Here is an 18,608-nt window from a genome sequence, read left to right on the forward strand (position 1 = left end):
ATGCCGACGAACGGCGTATGGCCGTGTTTGGAGCTAGACAGCGTGGTGATTAGCGGAGCTTGTCCACCGCCTTTTGGATGCGGCGCAAGGATACCGGGTGCGCGGTGCCGAGGCGCTGAGCAAAAAGTGAGACGCGTAGTTCCTCGACCATCCAGTAGATGTCCTTGACCTCGCGGGTTTTGGCGCGTCCGGCGGGCAGGTTGCGCAGGCGATTGTTGAGGTACGCTTTGGCCTCGTCGACTTCGGCCTGCCGGTCCGCGTCTTTGTCCGGGTCTATTCCCATCTCATCTAGACGAATCCGCATAGCCTGTACGTAGCGCGGCAGATGGCGCAGGTGAGCCATGCCATGCAAGGTGATGGCGTTTTCGGGAAGCAGGAACTTCAGCTGCTCGCGCATATCGTCAATGGCAGGGCCTTCCCATTGTTTGAGCTCGGCGCGCAGGTTCGCATACTCGGCAAGCCCTGGTGCGATTGCCACCACGGATTGTCGGACGCGGCCAGGCACCTGGGGCTTGACGACGTCGCGAAGCTTGGCGAAGCCCTCCGGCGACCGAGGCGCACCGCCGGCTTCGACCATGAGATCGCGTATGGCAGCCACCCGCGCATCGCCGACGAGGCCTTCGGCGCCGCCGTGCGGGTAGGCGTCGACAGCCACTCGCTGCTGCAAGGGCAGCCCCTTGACCATCTGTTGGTGATTGACGTTAATCTCCCGCAGGAGCAGCGTCAGAGTGGTGGTCAACATAGCAGCGTCGGCAGCGGCCTTGGTGGGGTGAACCTTCAGGGAAACGCCGTCCGCGGTTGCCACGAGCGCGGGGTACGCGGTGACCTCATGGCCGTCAACCACCGTTTGGACTTCCTCGTCAATAGTGCCGAGCGTCTCCGGCGTCCACTCTTTGACGGCCTTCGACTCAGACTTGCGTCCGACCCGCGAGACTGAGGACTTGATGTGCCCCGCCTGGCGCTGCACGAGCGCTGCGAGGTCCCGGTCAGAATCGATAACCTTCCCGCGCTTATCCACCGCAGCGTAGTTCATCTGCAGGTGCGGCGGCAGGCTGGAAGGCCGGAAGTCGGAAGCGTTGATCCCTTGGCCGCCGAGCTCGCGGAGGACGTCGGCAAGCTGCTGCGTCAGGGGGCCTTCATAAGGAAGCAGACGCGGCAGGGCACGCTCTGCGAACTCCGGTGCGGGAACCACGGTGCGGCGCAACGCCTTCGGCAGGGAACGGATTAGCTCCGTGACCAACTCCAGGCGCAGACCCGGCACCAGCCAGTCGAAACCCTCCGTATCCAGCCCTGCAAGCAACGGCACGGGCACCATCAAGGTGACGCCATCGAGGGGATCGCCGGGCTCGAACTTATAGCTCAAGTCATAGTCAATCGAACCCTTCAGCCACCTGTCCGGGAAGGCTTCCTCGGTGACGTCGTGGTCTTCCTCGATAAGCTTTTCCGGGTCGAAGTCCAGCAGGTCTGGGGTCTTGTGACGCTGCTTCTTCCACCACGAGTCGAAGTGCCGGCCCGTGGTGACTTTGGCGGGGATACGTGTGTCGTAGAAATCGAAGAGAGTGTCCTCCGAAACCACCAGACCCCGGCGTCGCGCCTTGTCCTCAAACTCGGCGGCCTCTTCCAGCTTCTTCACGTTGTCATGGAAGAAGTGGTGGTGGGTATTCCACTCGCCTTCAATTAGCGCAGAGCGGATGAACATGTCGCGTGCGGCCGTCGGGTCGACGCGGTGATAGGGCACCGTGCGGTCTACCACGATGGGCACGCCGTAGAGCGTCGAGCGCTGTGTGGCCACGGCGGCGGCGCGCTTGCGCGACCACACGGGATCGGAATAGTTGTGACGTAGCAGGTCCGCGCCGAGCTTTTCCACCCACGCGGGGTCGATGGCGGCAACGTCGCGTGCCCACAGGCGCGAGGTTTCGAGGAGTTCGGCGGCCATTAGAAATTCCGGCGGCTTCTTCGCCAGCGCGGAACCGGGGAAGACTAGGAAGCGAGTATTGCGGGCACCGTGGAATTCCTTGGAGTTGCCATCGCGCGCGCCGATGTTGGACAAAAGGCCCGCTAAAAGCGACATATGGATGTCATCGGGGCGGCGTTCGGTGGCTTCTTGCTGGTTCCATCCGAGCTGCTTGGCGACGTCCCTAAGCTGGCGCACCAAGTCAAACCACTCGCGGATGCGCATGTAGTGCAGGAATTCCTTCTTCATGCGCTTGCGGAAGGCATTGCCGCTCATCTCGGTGCGGGCGTCCTTGAGGAAATCCCACAGGTTGAGCATGGCGAGGAAGTCGGAGGAGGCGTCCTTAAAGCGCGCGTGGGCTTGGTCGGCTTGCGCTTGGTATTCGAGGGGGCGCTCGCGAACGTCTTGGATGGTCATGGCCGCGACGATGACCATGACGTCTTCCAAGCAACCGGAGCGGTGGGCCTCGACGAGCATGCGCGCCATACGGGGGTCGACGGGGATGCGGGAAAGGTCGCGGCCGATGTCGGTGAGAACCGGAAGACCGTCTTTTTCCTCTTGCGAGTGCAGGGCGCCGAGCTCGCGGAGGAGCAGCAGGCCATCGCGAATGGCCTTGTTCTCCGGCGGCTGCACGAAGGGGAACTCCGAGATATCGCCTAGGCGCAGCGAAATCATCTGCAGGATGACGCTGGCCAAGTTGGTACGCAGGATTTCGGGGTCGGTAAATTCTGGGCGGGAGGCGAAGTCCTGCTCGGAGTACAGGCGGATGGCAATGCCGTCGGCAACACGGCCGCAGCGGCCGGAACGCTGGTTGGCGCTGGCCTGCGAAATTGGCTCGATGGGCAGGCGCTGGACCTTGGTGCGGGTGGAATAGCGCGAGATACGCGCGGTGCCGGTGTCTACCACGTATCGAATACCCGGGACCGTCAGCGAGGTCTCTGCGATGTTAGTGGACAGCACGATGCGGCGGCCGCGGTGCTCGGAAAAGACGCGGTGCTGCTCGTCGTTGGACAGGCGGCCAAACAGTGGGGTGACCTCAACGCCGCGCCACTTGCGCGCCTCGATGGCCTCTTGCGCGTCGCGGATATCGCGCTCGCCGGGGAAGAAGCAGAGGATGTCGCCTTCTCCTTCTGCCATGAGCTCCTCGATGGCCTCGCACAGGCCGTCTAGCGGATCTTGATCGACGACCTTGCCCCCAGCCTCGAACTCGAGCGGCCGGTAGCGAATTTCCACCGGGTAGGTGCGCCCGGAGACCTCGATGATGGGCGCGGGCTTTCCCTCACCGTCTGCGAAGTGCTGGGCAAAGCGCTCTGGGTCGATGGTCGCGGAGGTGATAATCACCTTGAGATCCGGGCGCTTAGGCAGCAGGCGCTTTAAGTAGCCCAGCAGGAAATCAATGTTGAGGGAACGCTCGTGAGCCTCATCGATGATGATGGTGTCATAAGCATTCAGGAAGCGGTCGCGCTGCATCTCCGCGAGCAGGATGCCGTCCGTCATTAGTTTCACGGCAGTGGTAGCAGACACGCGATCATCGAAACGGATGGCGTAGCCCACGGACTCGCCGATCTTCTGATCCATCTCCTGCGCGATACGCTCGGCGACGGTGCGCGCGGCTAGACGACGCGGCTGGGTATGGCCGATCAGCCCCTTGCGGCCACGGCCTAGCTCGAGGCAGATCTTAGGGATCTGCGTGGTCTTACCGGAGCCGGTCTCGCCGGCGATGATGACCACCTGGTTATCGCGGATGGCTTCTGCGATGTCGTCCTTGCGGCCGGAAACCGGAAGGGTCTCGGGGTAGGAAATAGGGGGAACGGCGGCGTCGATTAGCGCGACGCGCTCGCGGGCTTGTTGGATATCGCCCCCGATTGCGGTGAGGGCTTGGGGCGAGCGGGCCTTGCGAAGGCGGCGTCGGAAAGCGCGGGCATCTTTGGTAGAAACCTCGTCGAGAGCGGCGTAAAGCTCGTCGCGGGTGGGCGTTGAAGAAGTCGTCATAGCTGGTTGTGAATTCTACTAGTCGTCGTAAGCGGCGGGAAATGTTGATAGGGTGGGTGCGATCAAGGAAAAAGAAAATGAATTTAAATAGAGGGGATTGAAGATGTCTTCACCTTTTGGATCTGCAGGCGACGGCAAGGATTTCCCGCGTTATGAGCCAACCAACCACCCGGAGGACCGTCCTGACTACGGCTTGCCTTCCTACGGTAGCTACAACGCGGGCGGGAACGCTGGCTACGACGAGCAGCCACAGGGCGGCGTGGGCTACAACGGCCCGGTTTCTGCGACGAAGGCTATCGGCTGGGCATTCCGCACGGTCTTTAGTAACTGGCAGCTGTGGATTTTGGGTTCGCTTTTGATGTTGGCTGTATTCGGCATCTTCGGTGCCGTTGTGGGATTCATCTTGGCCTCCAACGGCGACGGCAACGCCGCGTTCACGGGCAATATCTTCTCCAACGTGATCACGCAGGTGATTTCCCTGCTGGTCTCCTTGTTCGTCATGCGTCTGGCGCTGTTCCAGATTGATGATCTGAAGACTGGCTGGTCCTACATCGGTAAGGACGTACGATGGGGCAATACCTTCCTGATGCTGCTGATCATCGCCCTCGTGTCCTTCGTGGTCATGATTTTGGCCGTCATGGTCTTTGGTGGCGCGGCCTTTGCCACGCTCACCAGCGCGGACGTTCAGGACGAGGATGCAGCTCTGGCGGCTGCTGGCACCGTCTTCGGCATCCTGGCAGTGATGGTCATCATCGGCTGGCTGGTCACTCCGCTGTACAAGCTGATGCCATGGTTCGCAGCTGACGGTGACTCCATCGGCGATTCCATCAAGAAGGGCTTCATGGCGGGCAAGGCCAACTACATGCAGCTGCTGCTGTATACGCTGATGATGTTCGGCCTGGGTATCGCTTGTATCTTCACGCTTGGTCTGGGCCTTTTCATCTTCGCTCCAGTTTCCTTGCTGGCTGAGGCGCACTTGTTCCGCCAGTGTGCTGGCCGCTACGTACAGGCCTAAAGATAAAAGAAAAATCCTCGGTTCCAATCAAGGAGCCGAGGAATTTTTTATACGTTGCGCGAGCGCTGCAGGGCTTCTTCGAAGGCTGCGGTAACCAGAGCACCGAACTTGCGGAACTCTTCGGCGCGAGCAGCGGAGCTGCGGAAGACCAGGCCCACCTCGCGCTCAGCGGTAACGCTTGGGTCGAAGCGCGAGACCTGTAAGTGCGGGTTGGTGCACTCGGTGGCAATGGCCGATTCCGGAACCAAAGTAGCGCCCAGCCCGCCCATAACTAGCTGCAAGATGGTGGTCAAAGAGGATGCACGAGTAGCTGAGTTAGTGGCCTCAGACGCGTTGATATGCGCGCGGCGGCACAGATCGAGGATTTGATCGCGGAGGCAATGGCCGTCGTCGAGAAGCAAAAGCTTCAGGCTATCTAACTCTGCAGGGGTGAGGTCCTCGCGGCCTGCCAGGGCATCATTGTTGTCGGTGACCACGACGAAGTCCTCCGTGTACAGCGGCACGTCCACCATGCCGGCGGCCTCGGAGGGCAGGGCGATGATGGCAAGATCTAACTGGCCGTCGCGCAGCTTGCCCAAAAGGTGCTCCGTCTGCTCCTCCACGAAGCGCGGCTCGAGTTCTGGGTAGGTCTCGGTGATAGACCGCAGCAGGGTAGGCAGGATATATGGCGCGATGGTGGGGATAACGCCGATGGTCAGCAGCCCAGTGAGGGTACCGTGGGCACCGCGGGCATGGGCATGGAACGCATCGGCGGCCTCGAGCGTTGCTTTAGCGTAGGGCAGGAGCTCTTCGCCGTTGGCGGTGACTATTACCTTGCGCGTGGAGCGCTCGATGAGTTGAATTCCAAGGCCCTGTTCGAGGGCCACGAGGGCTTGGGAGAGGGAAGGCTGGGAGATTTCCAGCTTTGCGGCGGCGGTGCCGAAGTGTTTGTTCTCCGCGATGGTGACGAATGTTCGCAGCTGAGCGAGTGTGGGACGGTACTCTTTATTGTGCATGCCTATAACTTTAACATCCATCGATAGGATTTCCTATTGACATGCGCAACGGATGTTGGCATACTTGGCTGCGGCGGGGCTTTAGGCCCCACAAGCGCTGGAAGATTCGCAGCCCAGAATTTTGATTCAACATCTAATAAGGAGATGTCTTTCATATGCCTATCTTGACCGTTGGCGAGAAGTTCCCAGAGTTCGAGCTCACCGCACTGAAGGGCGGCGACCTGCACGACGTTAACGCTAACCAGCCTGAGGATTACTTCGAGCAGGTTTCCCTGGACAAGTACGAGGGCAAGTGGAAGGTCGTCTTCTTCTACCCGAAGGACTTCACCTTCGTTTGCCCGACCGAGATCGCTGCTTTCGGCAAGCTGGATGAGGAGTTCCAGGACCGCGACACCCAGATCCTCGGCGGCTCCACCGATAACGAGTTCGCTCACTTTAACTGGCGCGCAACCCACCCAGAACTGAAGGAAGTTCCTTTCCCGATGTTCTCTGACATCCGCCACGACCTCATCCGCGCCCTCGGCGTTGAGAACGCTGACGGTGTTGCTGACCGCGCAACCTTCATCATCGACCCAGACGGCGTTATCCAGTTCGTTTCCGTTACCCCGGACGCTGTCGGCCGTAACGTTGACGAGGTTCTGCGCGTTCTGGACGCACTGCAGTCCGAAGAGGTCTGCGCTTGCAACTGGGAAGCTAATGACCCAACCAAGAACATCAACAAGATGGACGTTGTTCAGTCTGCTCTCTAAGGGTGACTAAACCGCGCGTGATAGTCACGCGCGACAACAAAGCCCCCTCGGGCAACCGAAGGGGCTTTCCTTTGAACTTCTTCTGAAAAACACTTATCAAAAACGCTAAGGAGCACAAGATATGTCTATCGATAACCTGAAGTCTTCCCTTCCGGAGTACGCAAAGGACCAGAAGCTGAACCTGGGCACCCTCGCTCGTTCCACCGAGCTGAACGAGGAGCAGCTGTGGGGCTCAATGCTGGCTGCTGCTGCCGCAACCCGCAACGACACCGTTCTTTCCGAGATCATGGAAGAGGCAAAGGAGCACCTTTCCGCTGAGGCTATCGAGGCTGCGCTGGGCGCTGCCACCGTCATGGCAATGAACAACGTTGCATACCGCGCCAAGGGCTGGTTGGGCGAGGACTACGCTCAAGTTAAGTTCGGCCTGCGCATGAACATCATTGCTAAGCCGGGTGTGGAGAAGGCTAACTTCGAGCTGTGGAACACCGTTGTTTCCGCAATCAACGGCTGCGAGCACTGCCTCGTTGCTCACTCCAAGACCCTGCAGGAAGAGGGCATGACCAAGGAGCAGATCTGGGAGGGCGTCAAGATCGCTGGCGTTATCCAGGCTATCGCTCAGACCATTCAGGTTGAGGCTGCTCGCTAAAAACACTTTTAAAGGCTCGCACGGTGAAATATCGTGCGAGCCTTTTGCGTTTTAACGCGGCGCTAGCCGACGGCCACCCCAAACAAGGTACCGATTCCATAGGTTACGGCCAGACCCGCGGCGCCTCCGATGAGCAGGCGGATGACTGCGCGGGCGGAGTCGGTGCGGGCAAGGCGGGCGGAAATATAGCCGGTAAGCGCAAGCGCTAGGAGCGTAACCAGGGCGACGGCCCAGCCGGCTACAGCGGAAGGCGCGATGAGGATGGCAAGCATCGGAAGTAAGGCGCCGGCGAGGAAGGAGACCGCCGACCAAAAGGCGGCATGCCAGGGGTTGGTGAGGTCATCGCCGTCGATTCCGAGTTCCAGTCGCAGGTGAGCATCGAGCGGGTCATTATCGGCGATTTCGTAGGCCGCGCGGCTCGCGGTTTCCACACTCATGCCGTAGCCCGCGAGCATCTCCGTGAGCTCGGCGTGCTCCTGCTCGGGAGACTCGGCGAGCTCCCAGCGTTCTTTGGCAATGAGCGCGCGCTCGGAGTCGCGCTGCGCAGACACCGAGACGTATTCGCCCAAGGCCATGGACACTGCGCCGGAGACCGTGGCCGCAAGACCAGCGGTCAAGATTGTTTGATCGCTGGCACCAGAACCAACGACGCCGAGCAAGAGCGCAGCGACCGATACGATGCCGTCGTTTGCGCCCAGCACGGCTGCGCGTAGCGAATTGAGCCGCGAGTTATGGCTTGCCGCGTGTGGTTCGGGGGGGGGGGGTATATCAACCATGGCCTTCACCTTTTGTCCTTTCGACTCTTATTGTCGTCGCAGGTCAAGGGGCCTGTCTAGCATGGTTAGGCTGCGCTGGCGGCGCGTAGCAGACCCTTTCCTAAGCTAGTGCTCGATACGCAGCTCCGCTAGGCGCACCTCGCCGGCTGCATCGGAGGCGTCGAGATCCACGCGTCCAACGAATTGATAGCCGTGATCGCCCTCAGGATCCTTGATTACCTGGCGTACCTCCCACAAGCGGGTGTCCTGGCCGGAAACGCGGAAGAATTCCGGGCCACGGGCGGCGGGGCCGGAATCGATGTCGTCGTATTCGTCGAAGTAGTCGTCGAGGACTGCGCCGAAGTCGGGGACCTCGTCCAGGTAGTCCAGAAGCTCGGCCAGCCGATCCTCTTTTTCGAGCGCGAAAAGCTGCACCAAACGGAAGAAGTAGTTGCGCACCATGATGCTAAACGCGCGGCGGTTGGACGTTAGGGCAGAAGGGTCCTCAACGCCGAAGGCCAGCTCGCGCTCCAGGTCCTTCTGGGAAATCGGCGAATCCTCGCCGGCCATCTGCGCCCACTCGTCCACGAGGGAGGAATCCACCTGGCGGATGAGCTCGCCGAGCCAAACGACGACGTCGGCAAGCTCCTCGCTCATGTATTCCTCCGGGATGGACTGCTTGAGCGTGCGCCAGGCGTCCGTGAGGTAGCGCAGGATAACGCCCTCGGAGCGAGCCAAGCCGTAGGTGGCCACCAGGTCCGAGAAGGTCATGGCGTTTTCCAACATGTCGCGGACCACGGACTTCGGGCGCAGCTCAAACTCCTTGACCCACGCGTTGGTCTCCGCGAAGGTGTCATAGGCTTGCTCGAGCAGCTCCTCCAGCGGCTTTGGCCAGGTGATGTCCTCAACGATGGCCATGCGCTCGGTGTAATCGACGCCGTCGGCCTTCAGCGCGGCAATCTCCTCGCCGCGGCGCTGTTTCTGCTGGGCTACGAGCACCTGGCGCGGGTCATCGAGGATCGCCTCAAAAACGGAAATGACGTCTAAGGTGTAAGTCTCAGACTCTGGGTCCAGCAGCGTGAGTGCGGCGAGAGCAAAAGGCCCAAGCGGCTGGTTCAGCGCGAAGTCTCGAGGCAGTTCGCGGACCAAGTGATAGGGCCGGCCGTAAATGTCCAGGCCCTTGGTGGACTTTTGCACCACGCCGGAGTTCAGCAGGCCGCGGAAGAGCTCGATAGCGGTCAGGATGTCCTGGTTCTGCTTGCTACGGGTGTCATGGTTGGTACGCAGCAGGTGCTTCATATGCTCGTACCCGTTGCCGTGGCGGGCAAGTACGTTGAGCAGCATCGAGTTCGAGACCCGGAACTGCGAAGTTAGCTGCTCCGGCTCGGCCTCGGTCAGGCGGGCGAAGGTCTTCTCGGACCACGAGACCTCGCCATCGCGCGGGGACTTCTTCTTAAGCTTCTTCAGCCGCGCCGGGTCGTTGCTGAGGCGACGCCGCGCCTTGGCGTTTTCGATCTCATGCTCTGGGGCCTCAACGATGACGGTGCCCTCGGTGTCATAGCCCGCGCGGCCCGCGCGGCCGGCAATCTGGTGGAACTCGCGGGACTTCAAAATGCGTTGGCGTTGACCATCGAACTTGGCCAGTCCGGTCATCAGCACCGTGCGAATCGGCACGTTGATGCCCACGCCCAGGGTGTCGGTTCCGCAGATGACCTTAAGCAGCCCCTGCTGCGCAAGCTTCTCGACGAGGCGGCGGTACTTCGGCAACATACCCGCGTGGTGGACGCCGATGCCTCGACGCAAAAGCTTGGACAAGTCGCGGCCGAAGGCGGTGGAAAAACGGAAGTGCGCCAGCTCCTTGGCAATAGCTTCCTTTTCCTCCGGCGTGATGATGCCAGATAGGGAAGTCAGCGCTTGGGCGCGCTCGGCGGCCTCACGTTGGGAGAAGTGCACCACATAGACCGGCGCCTTACCGGAGGAGAGGATTTCCTCGATGGTCTCGTGGACCGGGGTAAACACGTAGGAGAAATCCAGCGGCACCGGGCGGGTGGTGCCGGCCACCAGCGTGGTCTCGCGGCCGGTGCGTTCGGTTAAGTCCTTTTCCAACCAGCCGGTATCGCCCAGGGTGGCAGACATCAGCAAGAATTGCGTCTTCGGCAGCTCCAGCAGCGGCACCTGCCAGGCCCAGCCGCGGTCCGGCTCTGAGTAGTAGTGGAACTCGTCCATGACTACCTGATCGATGGCAGCATCAGCGCCGTCGCGAAGCGCAATGTTCGCCACAATTTCTGCCGTGGCGGCGATGATGGGAGCATTGCCGTTGACCGTGGCGTCGCCCGTCATCATGCCTACGTTCTCGGCGCCGAAGATCTCGCACAGGGCGAAGAACTTCTCGGAGACCAAAGCCTTAATCGGCGCGGTATAGAAACTGCGCTGGCCACGCGCCAAGGCGATGAAGTGCGCGGCATTTGCCACCATGGACTTGCCGGAGCCCGTGGGCGTGGCAAGGATGACGTTATCGCCAGCGAGGATGCCCAGCGAGGCCTCCTCTTGGGCTGGGTACAGCGAAATGCCGCGCTGCGTGGTCCAGCTAGTAAAGGTATCCCAAATCGCCTCGTCAACGAGGGAATCAGGAACTTCGGCGAGATCGGGCAGCAGCTGAGAAAGATTCACCTTCTCCACATTAGGGGATGAAGGCGCCGCCGTGTGGAAAGAGGCTAGTTCTCGCCTTCCTGATTATCTTCGTCATCTTCTGCAGCGCGATCGGCGGCATCTTCGCGGTCATCGATCTCGCTGTCCAGAACCTCGTGGCGCTGCTCGGAATCACCGTCCAGGTTCGCTAGGAAAGCCTGGAACTCCGCACTGATTTCCTCGCCGGAGGGCACGGATTCCTCACCCGGCAGCAAAGCATTCGGGTGCTCCTTGCGGTAACGCTCGTGGTAGTGGTCATACTGCTGCTCGAGCTGCTGGACCACGGAGGAAACCTCCTCGGAGTCCATGACCTGTTCCTCGAGCTGCTGGTTCACGCGCGTGATGTCTTCTTCTAAGCTGCGCAGAGGCAGGTTGAGGCCTGCGGCGTTCGACACCGAGTTCAGCAGGGAGAAAGTACCCTGCGGATACGGTGAGGAAGCCAGGTAATGCGGGACCGAAACGGTAAAGCCAGCGACGTTGCGGCCCTTTTTATCCAGTGCCTTTTCCAGGAAGAGGGCGGCCGAGCCTGGAACCATCATGGTCTGCTCAATCTTCATCATGCGGCCTACCAACTCAGGGGAGTTGCCGTGCGCGGTAATCACCGTGGGGCGCGTATGCGGAACCGGCATCGGGGCGGCGTAGAGAAGGATCGTGTCGTGTACATCGAACTTCTCTGCAATGCCCACGACGGCTTCGGTGAAAGCCTCCCAGCGAAGGTCCGGCTCAGGGCCGGAAAGCAGCAGGAAAGACTTGCCGGAGTTATCGCGCAGCACCTTGATTCCGAGCTCAATGTTTTCGATTTCTACGGTGCGGTCATGGTCAATGGTGACCATGGGGCGGCGCGAGCGGTAGTCCATGAGCTCGTCGCTATTGAAGGAGGCGAGCTGGCGGCTTTCCAGCGCGGCCTTCAAGTGATCGGCAGAGGCCTCCACCGCCTGGCCGGCATCGGCATAGCCGTGCATAGCCACGATCATCGTGGGGCCTTTATCCTCACTGGAAGAATCCTTCACCACTGGGGCTGGGTATTCCAATTCGTAGATGCGCCTTTGATCATCATGCATGCGTGCGATACCTCCTTAACCTGTGCTCCGACAATACAGCTTCGGAAGACACTTACCGCTTTCAACACCGAGCCTTAAACAAGTATTCCTGAATTTCGCCCTTTAGGATCCTAAAAGCCCCGGATGGCAGGTGGCGTCGCGATGAGTTATCCACAGATTCGGCCGTTTTGGAAGACTGACCCTAGTGTGTGGCCCGCGCGCTCGCGCATAGTGAGTGCTATGAGCAAGCAAGACACACATCAGCACAGCTATCCACCGATCAACACCCCGGGACACCTTTTGGCCAACCTGCCAGGAGTGCTCGGGTTCTATCCCACCGATTCCGTAGTCTTTCTAACCTTCGAGCCTTCACCACACGGCATAGCGTTGGGCCCCGTCGCACGCGTGGACTTCGCAGACGCCAAGGCGGCGACGGAGGAAGTTTGGCAGACAATTACCACCGACCGCACCGAGGGCGTCTTCGCCTTCTTTATCACCCAGCGCCCACCCAGCGAAGTCGACACATTGGCCGAGTGGATGTACGGCTTGCACAAGCACAACGACGGCATGGACATCGACGCCGCCTGGCATACCCCGGAGATCATCACCGGCGGCAGCTATGAAATTCTCTTCGGCGCCGTCAACCACGAGGGCAAGGGGCCGATGAAGAATTGGCAGGAAGGAAAGATTCCACCGCTGACTTCTGCGCCCACCATGCACCACTGCGTGGATAAGGACTTTATCCCGGAGCTAACGCGTGAGGAGCTCTATGCCAAGCTCGCGCCGGGCAATAACCAGGTAGGAACGGTGTTGGGCCGCGAGATTGCAGAGCGCGCACGGGCTGCGGCACAGCAATTCCGTGAAGAGATCGAGCTCTACGAGGATGACCCAGAGTTAGCGCTTGAGGAGTTCCTGGATGATGCGTGGTGGCAGCTGCGCGCGGTGCAGGATTTACACGCCACGCTTGGCGACGTCGAGGCTCTCGAGACCGCCGCCACCTGGCTGGCCACCACGTGGTCGCGCGACCTGGTCATCGAGAAGCTCTGCGAGCGGCCAGACAAAGCGGCCATCCTGATGCTAGCCACGGCGAAGACCTTCGAGGGAGTCATCCGCTATAACGCGCTGGTGCTTTATGCCATCGCGCAGCTGCAGATGGAGCGCTACCAGCTGGCAGGGCCAGCGCTGAATATCCTGCTGGAGGAAGCCCCAGAGCATACCTTCGGCAATCTGGTCCACCAGCTCTACCGCAAGGGACTAGCAAGCCAGCTGACCGAAGCCCTGCGCCATTCCTCTGGGGTTGCGCGTTCCATGGCGCTGCAAGCCCGGGACGGCAAAGTGGCTTAGCGCTTGGCGGAATGAGCCTTATCGCCGAGCTGCTTGGTGAAGTTCCAAGCATCGGTGACGATGGTGCGCAGATCCGTGCGGGTGGGGTTCCAGCCCAGTTCGACCTTGATCTTCTCGGAGGAAGCAACCAGGGTGGCTGGGTCGCCGGCGCGCCGGGGAGCAATCTCTGCCGGGATTTCGTGGCCGGTGACCTCGCGGCACATCTCGATGACCTGCTTGACGGAGTAGCCATCGCCGGAGCCCAAGTTGTAGATGCGGTGGGTGCCCGGCTCGTTGCTCTGAAGCGCGAGCAGGTGTGCCTCGGCGAGGTCGCGGATGTGGATGTAATCGCGCACGGCGGTGCCATCGGTGGTGGGGTAATCATCACCGAACATGAAGATCTTGTCGCGGTGGCCTAAAGCTACTTGTAGCACCAGCGGAATCAGGTGGGTCTCCACCTCGCGGTTTTCGCCGATGAGGCCGTAAGCGCCCGCGACGTTGAAGTAGCGCAACGAAGTGGCGCCTAGGCCATAAGCCTTGGCAAAGGAGGTGATGATGTAGTCGATGGACAGCTTGGACGCGCCATAAGGGTTGGTGGGTTGGGTCGGCATGTCCTCGGTGATAGGCACCTGCTGCGGCTCGCCGTAGGTGGCGGCGGTAGAGGAGAAGACCAGGTTGTTGACACCGTGAGCGCGCATGGCGTTGAGCAGCTTCAGGGAGGTGACAACGTTGTGCTCCCAGTAGTCGGCAGGGATTTCCACCGACTCGCCAACTAGCGAGCGGGCAGCGAAGTGGACAACTCCGTCGAAGCCGCCCTCGGAGAGCACCTCATCGGCAACGTCGGCGACATCGCCTTCTACCAGGCGCGCGTTTGCCGGAACTGCCTCGCGGTTGCCGGTTGTGAAGTTATCGATGATGGTGACTTCGTGGCCTGCTTCCAGCAGAACCGCCGCGCAGACGGAGCCGACGTAGCCTGCGCCGCCAGTGACTAGGAGTTTCATTTACTTCACCTCAATGCGGATTGCGTGTGCCAGATCGTCGAGCAGCTCAATCTTGGCACCTGATTCGGTGGTAAGGGTCACCGCACCGTTGGCGTTGACCACGGTGACGGGCGCACCCACTACGACGCCGGCTGCGTTGATATCGCGGAACGTGGCGGAATCTACCTGCAAGATCTCGTTAATCTGCGTGATAGTAGCTTTGGTCTCTACGCCGTTGGGAAGGTCGATGGCGCGGGTGCCGCTCGGTGCCTCGCCAACCTCGATGCCTAATTGATCCAACGCCGGGATGGGGTTGCCGAAGGGGGAGCGGGTGGCGTCGGAAAGCACGGCGACAACGCGCTTTTCTACTTCCTCGCTCATGACGTGCTCCCAGCGGCAGGCTTCGTCGTGGACCTTGTGAATGTCGAGCCCCAGGACGTTGGTAAGCAAAAGCTCCGCGAGGCGGTGCTTACGCATCACCGCCGTGGCGAGCTCGCGGCCCTGGGCGGTGAGGTCGAGGCTGCGGTCGGTGCGCACGTGCAGCAGGCCATCGCGTTCCATGCGTGCAACGGTCTGAGATACCGTGGGCCCTGACTGCTCAAGGCGCTCGGCGATACGCGCGCGCAGGGGCGTGATGCCTTCTTCCTCAAGTTCGTAGATGGTACGCAGGTACATTTCAGTGGTATCAACTAGGTCCCTCACGTGGGCATACCTTTCTGCACGATGGTGAAAGGCGCCGTGAGCAAAAAGGCCGGAACGCACCTTTCGGTGCGGGCGACATGGCTCGCAGCGTCTTCGAACAATAACTAAACAATACCGCACTTTGCCGAGCCTGCTTCCGAAAGGGATAAACGCATCTCTTGCTTTCGGCGCGGTGTAGCTTCACATATTCTACCTATAAAAGATTGAAACCCTGTCAGCTACTGCCTATTAAAGGAGAAGTGGCTGACAGGGTGAAGAGAATTTCTCAGGAGAGGGCTAAAGATTAGAGTGCGTACTCACGCAGGCGGTCTGCACGGTTGCCGTCACGCAGCTTGGCCATGACCTCGCGCTCAATCTGGCGCACACGCTCACGGGAAAGGCCAAACTTGCGGCCAATCTGATCCAGGGTGCGCGGGACACCGTCGTCCAAGCCGTAGCGCAGGCGGATGACGTCCTGCTCGCGCTCCTCGAGGGTGTCGATGACGCCGCGAATATCGGAGTGACGCATTGCCGCCACAACGGCGGATTCGGCGTCGGTAGCTTCGGCGTCCTCGATGAAGTCACCCAGTGGTGCTTCCTCATCGGTGCCCACCGGCATGTCGAGTGAGACAGGATCGCGCGACTGACGCAGCAGCATCTCGATCTTGGATTCCTCGATGCCGGACTCTTCAGCCAGCTCCTCATTGGTGGCCTCGCGGCCCAGGGACTGGTACATCTCACGCTTGATGCGGGAGAGCTTGTTGACCTGCTCTACCAGGTGGACTGGCAGACGGATGGTGCGGGACTGGTCAGCCATACCGCGGGTAATGGCTTGACGGATCCACCAGGTGGCGTAGGTGGAGAACTTAAAGCCCTTGGCGTAATCAAACTTCTCCATGGCGCGGATAAGGCCCAGGTTGCCTTCCTGGATGAGATCCAGAAGTGGCATGCCGCGGCCGGTGTAGCGTTTCGCAAGCGAAACGACCAGGCGCAGGTTTGCCTCCAGCAGGTGGGAGCGTGCCTTCTTGCCTTCCCGGACCAGAATTTTGAGATCACGCTTTTCGGCGCGGGTGACCTTTTCTGCATTCGCCAGCTTGTACTCGGCGTAGAGACCAACCTCGATGCGCTGGGCGAGTTCTACCTCATCTTCAGCGCTGAGCAGTGCGGTTTTGCCGATGCCGTTGAGATAAACACGGACCAAGTCGGCGGAAGGGTTGTCATTGGTCTGGTTGCGGCGTGAGCCGCGGTCTACCTCCGGCTCCTCTTCATTTGAATTGTTTCCAAGGTCAGCGGCCTTGGTGTGGGACTTTTCAGCCATCTCTAGCCTCCTGAGGTTGCGGCTTTGTACATGAGGTACAACGAAGTGCTTGCGCGTTTAGTTCCCCGGTTTAGAAAAATTTTTCAAAAGTAGTGCAGACATAAAGGAGGCCCTCCCCGCATACGGGGGAGGGCTCACTCATGGCATGGGCAGTTTGGCCTTGCAGTTGGCCTTTGGGGCCACTAGCTACGCACCTTTACCAAGTATCGGTAGATGGTCGGCTCGGAGACCCTGAGGCGCTCTGCCGCGGCGGCGATTCCGCCCTTCAAGAGGAAAAAGCCGCTATCTTCGAGGGCGCGAACGACCTCGATGCGCTCGTCGCGCTGCATGCGTCGGACAGGCACGGACTGGGTAGAAATCGCGGAATCCAGCATGGAGTCCAACAGGTTCTCTACGTTGTCGCGCAGCGATTCGCTGACCGCCTCCTCTGGCTCTGGTTGCGGGGCCAGAGCAGTCACAGCAGCCTGGGCTGCGCTTGCTCCCGGGTAGCCGCCGAAGGCTTGGGCCTTATCCGGTGCTTCCTCGGTGTTGCCGATGAGGAAGCTGGCGGCGTTGCGGATTGCTACGAGATCCGAGATGTCGACGTTGATGCACAGCATGCCGCGCATGTGGCCCGTCTCATCACGCAGGAAGTAGCTAGAGGAGTGGCAAATCTTGCCTTCCGTGTTGACGGCCCGGTAGCCGGTCATCATGGGGACGGCGGAGGCGTCGCCTTGTTTCATAAACCACAGGGCGAAATCAGTTACAGGCCCGCCAATCTGGCGGCCGGAGATGTGGCCGTTCGCAATGGCGATGATTGACTGATCTGGGACATCGAGATCGTGCAGAACGATCTCAGTGTTTGGGCCCAAGGCCTGGCCTAGAAATTCGACGAGTGGTACGTACTGCCCGAGGAAATCTTGGTCTATGCCATGACTGTTGAGTTCATTCATCAGCTGAAGCATGTCCTTTAAGTTCCTGACACTTTAAGAAAGTTGGATAGATATTAACACGACAAAAAGCGGGTAAACACGAGCGGCCAAGCGCTGTGTTCACCCGCTCAAGGTGTGCCTTACGGCAGTATTAGCCGCAGACTGGGATAGGTGGGTGGATAGCCAGTGCAAGGCCACCCTGGGAGGTCTCGCGGTACTTGGCGTTCATATCCTTACCCGTCTTGTACATCGTCCAGATGACGTCATCGAGGCTGACGCATGGCTTGGACTCGCGCTCAAGGGCCATGCGGGCGCTGGTGATGGAGTCAATTGCAGCGACTGCGTTGCGCTCGATGCACGGAATCTGTACCTGGCCCAGAACCGGGTCACAGGTCAGGCCGAGCTTGTGCTCCATAGCGATTTCGGCTGCGATGCAGACCTGCTCTGGGGTAGCGCCCATGAGCTGAGCCAGACCGCCAGCGGCCATGGAACAGGCGACGCCGACCTCGCCCTGGCAACCAACCTCGGCACCCGAGATGGATGCATTCATCTTGTACAGCGAAGCAATCTGGTTGCAGGCGAAGATGTAGTCGGAGAACATCTCTTCGGTGACCGGCTCAACGAACTTGTCGTAGTAGGCGATGACTGCTGGGACGATGCCGCAAGCGCCGTTGGTAGGAGCGGTGACCACGCGGCCACATGAAGCGTTTTCCTCGGAGATGGAAAGCGCGAACATGTTGACCCAGTCGAGGATGTTGAGGCCGTCGTGCGGCTCATCCGTTTCCAGCAGGCGCTTCAAAGCAGCAGCACGGCGTGGGACGAGGAGCTGGCCCGGCAGCGGGCCGTCAGTTGATGAGCCACGCTCGATGCCGGTGTACATGACATCGCGGACCTTGCGCATGTGCTCCTTGACCTCTTCTTCGGTGGCGTGTGCCAGCTCGTTGGCCATGCCCAGCTCTGGAAGAGTCAGGTTGTGCTGCTCGCAGAGGGCGAGCATTTCCTGTGCACTTGCGTAGGCGTATGGAACCTTGACGTTGTCCTCGCCGCGCTTTGCAAAATCTTCCTGGGAGACAATGAAACCGCCGCCGATGGAGTAGTAGGTCTTGTGGAGCAACTCTTCATCACCGTTGAAGGCGATGAGGCACATGCCGTTCTCGTGCATCGGCAGGTACTCGTTGTGGAAGTAGAAGCCGCCTTCCTTCGGGAAATCGACCTCGCGGGTACCACCGAGCATGAGCTTTTCGGAGGTGCGAACGTTCTTCACGAATTCGTTGATGCCGTCGATGTCTACGGTCTCTGGCACCTCGCCGGCCAGGCCCAGGAGGATGGCCTTATCGGTGGAGTGACCGATGCCGGTCAGGGAGAGGGAGCCGTACACGTTGGCTTGAATGCGGGTGACGTGGTCGAAGATGTCCTTTTCTTTGAGCTCATCTACGAACGCCTTACCAGCCTTCATTGGGCCAAGCGTGTGTGAGCTTGAGGGGCCGATGCCGATCTTGAACATATCGAAAATGCTGATGAACATTGCTTTTCCTTGAATCTTCCGAGGGGGAGAGGGGGT

General features: G+C 60.2%; 14 protein-coding genes. 4 read left to right on the top strand and 10 right to left on the bottom strand.

Annotated features, from left to right (window positions below; all coding sequences use genetic code 11):
• Window positions 1-49: 49 nt before the first annotated feature.
• Complete coding sequence (hrpA, locus tag HMPREF3169_RS10690) at window positions 50-3,946, bottom strand: ATP-dependent RNA helicase HrpA (protein ID WP_070433215.1); 3,897 nt, start codon at window positions 3,944-3,946, stop codon at window positions 50-52.
• 103 nt (window positions 3,947-4,049) lie between these two features.
• Between hrpA and HMPREF3169_RS10695 the strand changes: the two genes are divergently transcribed.
• Entirely contained in the window at window positions 4,050-4,961 is a 912-nt protein-coding gene (locus tag HMPREF3169_RS10695; protein ID WP_070456494.1) for a DUF2189 domain-containing protein, read from the top strand.
• A gap of 47 nt (window positions 4,962-5,008) precedes the next feature.
• Here the strand turns inward: HMPREF3169_RS10695 and HMPREF3169_RS10700 are convergent, their stop codons facing one another.
• Window positions 5,009-5,956 (bottom strand): hydrogen peroxide-inducible genes activator, encoded by a 948-nt coding sequence (locus HMPREF3169_RS10700; protein ID WP_070456719.1) that lies wholly within the window; start codon window positions 5,954-5,956, stop codon window positions 5,009-5,011.
• Between the two features lie 155 nt (window positions 5,957-6,111).
• Between HMPREF3169_RS10700 and HMPREF3169_RS10705 the strand changes: the two genes are divergently transcribed.
• Entirely contained in the window at window positions 6,112-6,705 is a 594-nt protein-coding gene (locus HMPREF3169_RS10705) for a peroxiredoxin (RefSeq protein ID WP_061922987.1), read from the top strand.
• A 121-nt stretch (window positions 6,706-6,826) separates the two neighbouring features.
• A complete protein-coding gene (locus HMPREF3169_RS10710) occupies window positions 6,827-7,351 on the top strand; it encodes an alkylhydroperoxidase, AhpD family (protein WP_062044182.1) in 525 nt (174 codons plus the stop codon).
• A 62-nt stretch (window positions 7,352-7,413) separates the two neighbouring features.
• Here HMPREF3169_RS10710 and HMPREF3169_RS10715 read toward each other — a convergent pair whose 3' ends face one another.
• The 3 genes from HMPREF3169_RS10715 to HMPREF3169_RS10725 all read right to left on the bottom strand — a co-directional run bounded on the left by HMPREF3169_RS10715 (window position 7,414) and on the right by HMPREF3169_RS10725 (window position 11,855).
• Window positions 7,414-8,127 (bottom strand): VIT1/CCC1 transporter family protein, encoded by a 714-nt coding sequence (locus HMPREF3169_RS10715; RefSeq protein WP_070456722.1) that lies wholly within the window; start codon window positions 8,125-8,127, stop codon window positions 7,414-7,416.
• 105 nt (window positions 8,128-8,232) lie between these two features.
• Window positions 8,233-10,776: a DEAD/DEAH box helicase gene (locus tag HMPREF3169_RS10720; protein WP_070456725.1), complete on the bottom strand. Its 2,544-nt coding sequence runs from the start codon at window positions 10,774-10,776 to the stop codon at window positions 8,233-8,235.
• Window positions 10,777-10,820: 44 nt separating this feature from the next.
• A complete protein-coding gene (locus HMPREF3169_RS10725) occupies window positions 10,821-11,855 on the bottom strand; it encodes a PAC2 family protein (RefSeq protein WP_061922971.1) in 1,035 nt (344 codons plus the stop codon).
• Window positions 11,856-12,074: 219 nt separating this feature from the next.
• On the opposite strand from HMPREF3169_RS10725, the gene HMPREF3169_RS10730 reads away from it, so the two are divergent.
• Window positions 12,075-13,178, top strand: a complete 1,104-nt coding sequence (locus HMPREF3169_RS10730; protein ID WP_061922968.1) for a DUF4192 domain-containing protein — start codon at window positions 12,075-12,077, stop codon at window positions 13,176-13,178.
• Here HMPREF3169_RS10730 and galE read toward each other — a convergent pair.
• The 5 genes from galE to HMPREF3169_RS10755 all read right to left on the bottom strand — a co-directional run bounded on the left by galE (window position 13,175) and on the right by HMPREF3169_RS10755 (window position 18,572).
• Window positions 13,175-14,158, bottom strand: a complete 984-nt coding sequence (gene galE / locus HMPREF3169_RS10735; RefSeq protein ID WP_070433212.1) for a UDP-glucose 4-epimerase GalE — start codon at window positions 14,156-14,158, stop codon at window positions 13,175-13,177. The genes HMPREF3169_RS10730 and galE overlap by 4 nt on opposite strands.
• Window positions 14,159-14,839 carry a metal-dependent transcriptional regulator gene (locus HMPREF3169_RS10740; RefSeq protein ID WP_062040381.1) on the bottom strand — a complete coding sequence of 227 codons (681 nt, stop codon included), beginning with the start codon at window positions 14,837-14,839 and terminating at the stop codon, window positions 14,159-14,161.
• A gap of 283 nt (window positions 14,840-15,122) precedes the next feature.
• The gene (locus HMPREF3169_RS10745) at window positions 15,123-16,136 is read right to left on the bottom strand and encodes a sigma-70 family RNA polymerase sigma factor (protein WP_061922959.1); all 1,014 of its coding nucleotides are present in this window, start codon (window positions 16,134-16,136) and stop codon (window positions 15,123-15,125) included.
• A 182-nt stretch (window positions 16,137-16,318) separates the two neighbouring features.
• On the bottom strand, window positions 16,319-17,068 hold the full coding sequence (locus tag HMPREF3169_RS10750) for a helix-turn-helix transcriptional regulator (protein ID WP_235591267.1): 750 nt from the start codon (window positions 17,066-17,068) through the stop codon (window positions 16,319-16,321).
• A 130-nt stretch (window positions 17,069-17,198) separates the two neighbouring features.
• Window positions 17,199-18,572, bottom strand: a complete 1,374-nt coding sequence (locus HMPREF3169_RS10755) for an L-serine ammonia-lyase (protein ID WP_070456496.1) — start codon at window positions 18,570-18,572, stop codon at window positions 17,199-17,201.
• Between the last annotated feature and the right edge of the window lie 36 nt (window positions 18,573-18,608).

Source organism: Corynebacterium sp. HMSC08C04 (assembly GCF_001807495.1).
Lineage (GTDB): Bacteria > Actinomycetota > Actinomycetes > Mycobacteriales > Mycobacteriaceae > Corynebacterium > Corynebacterium simulans.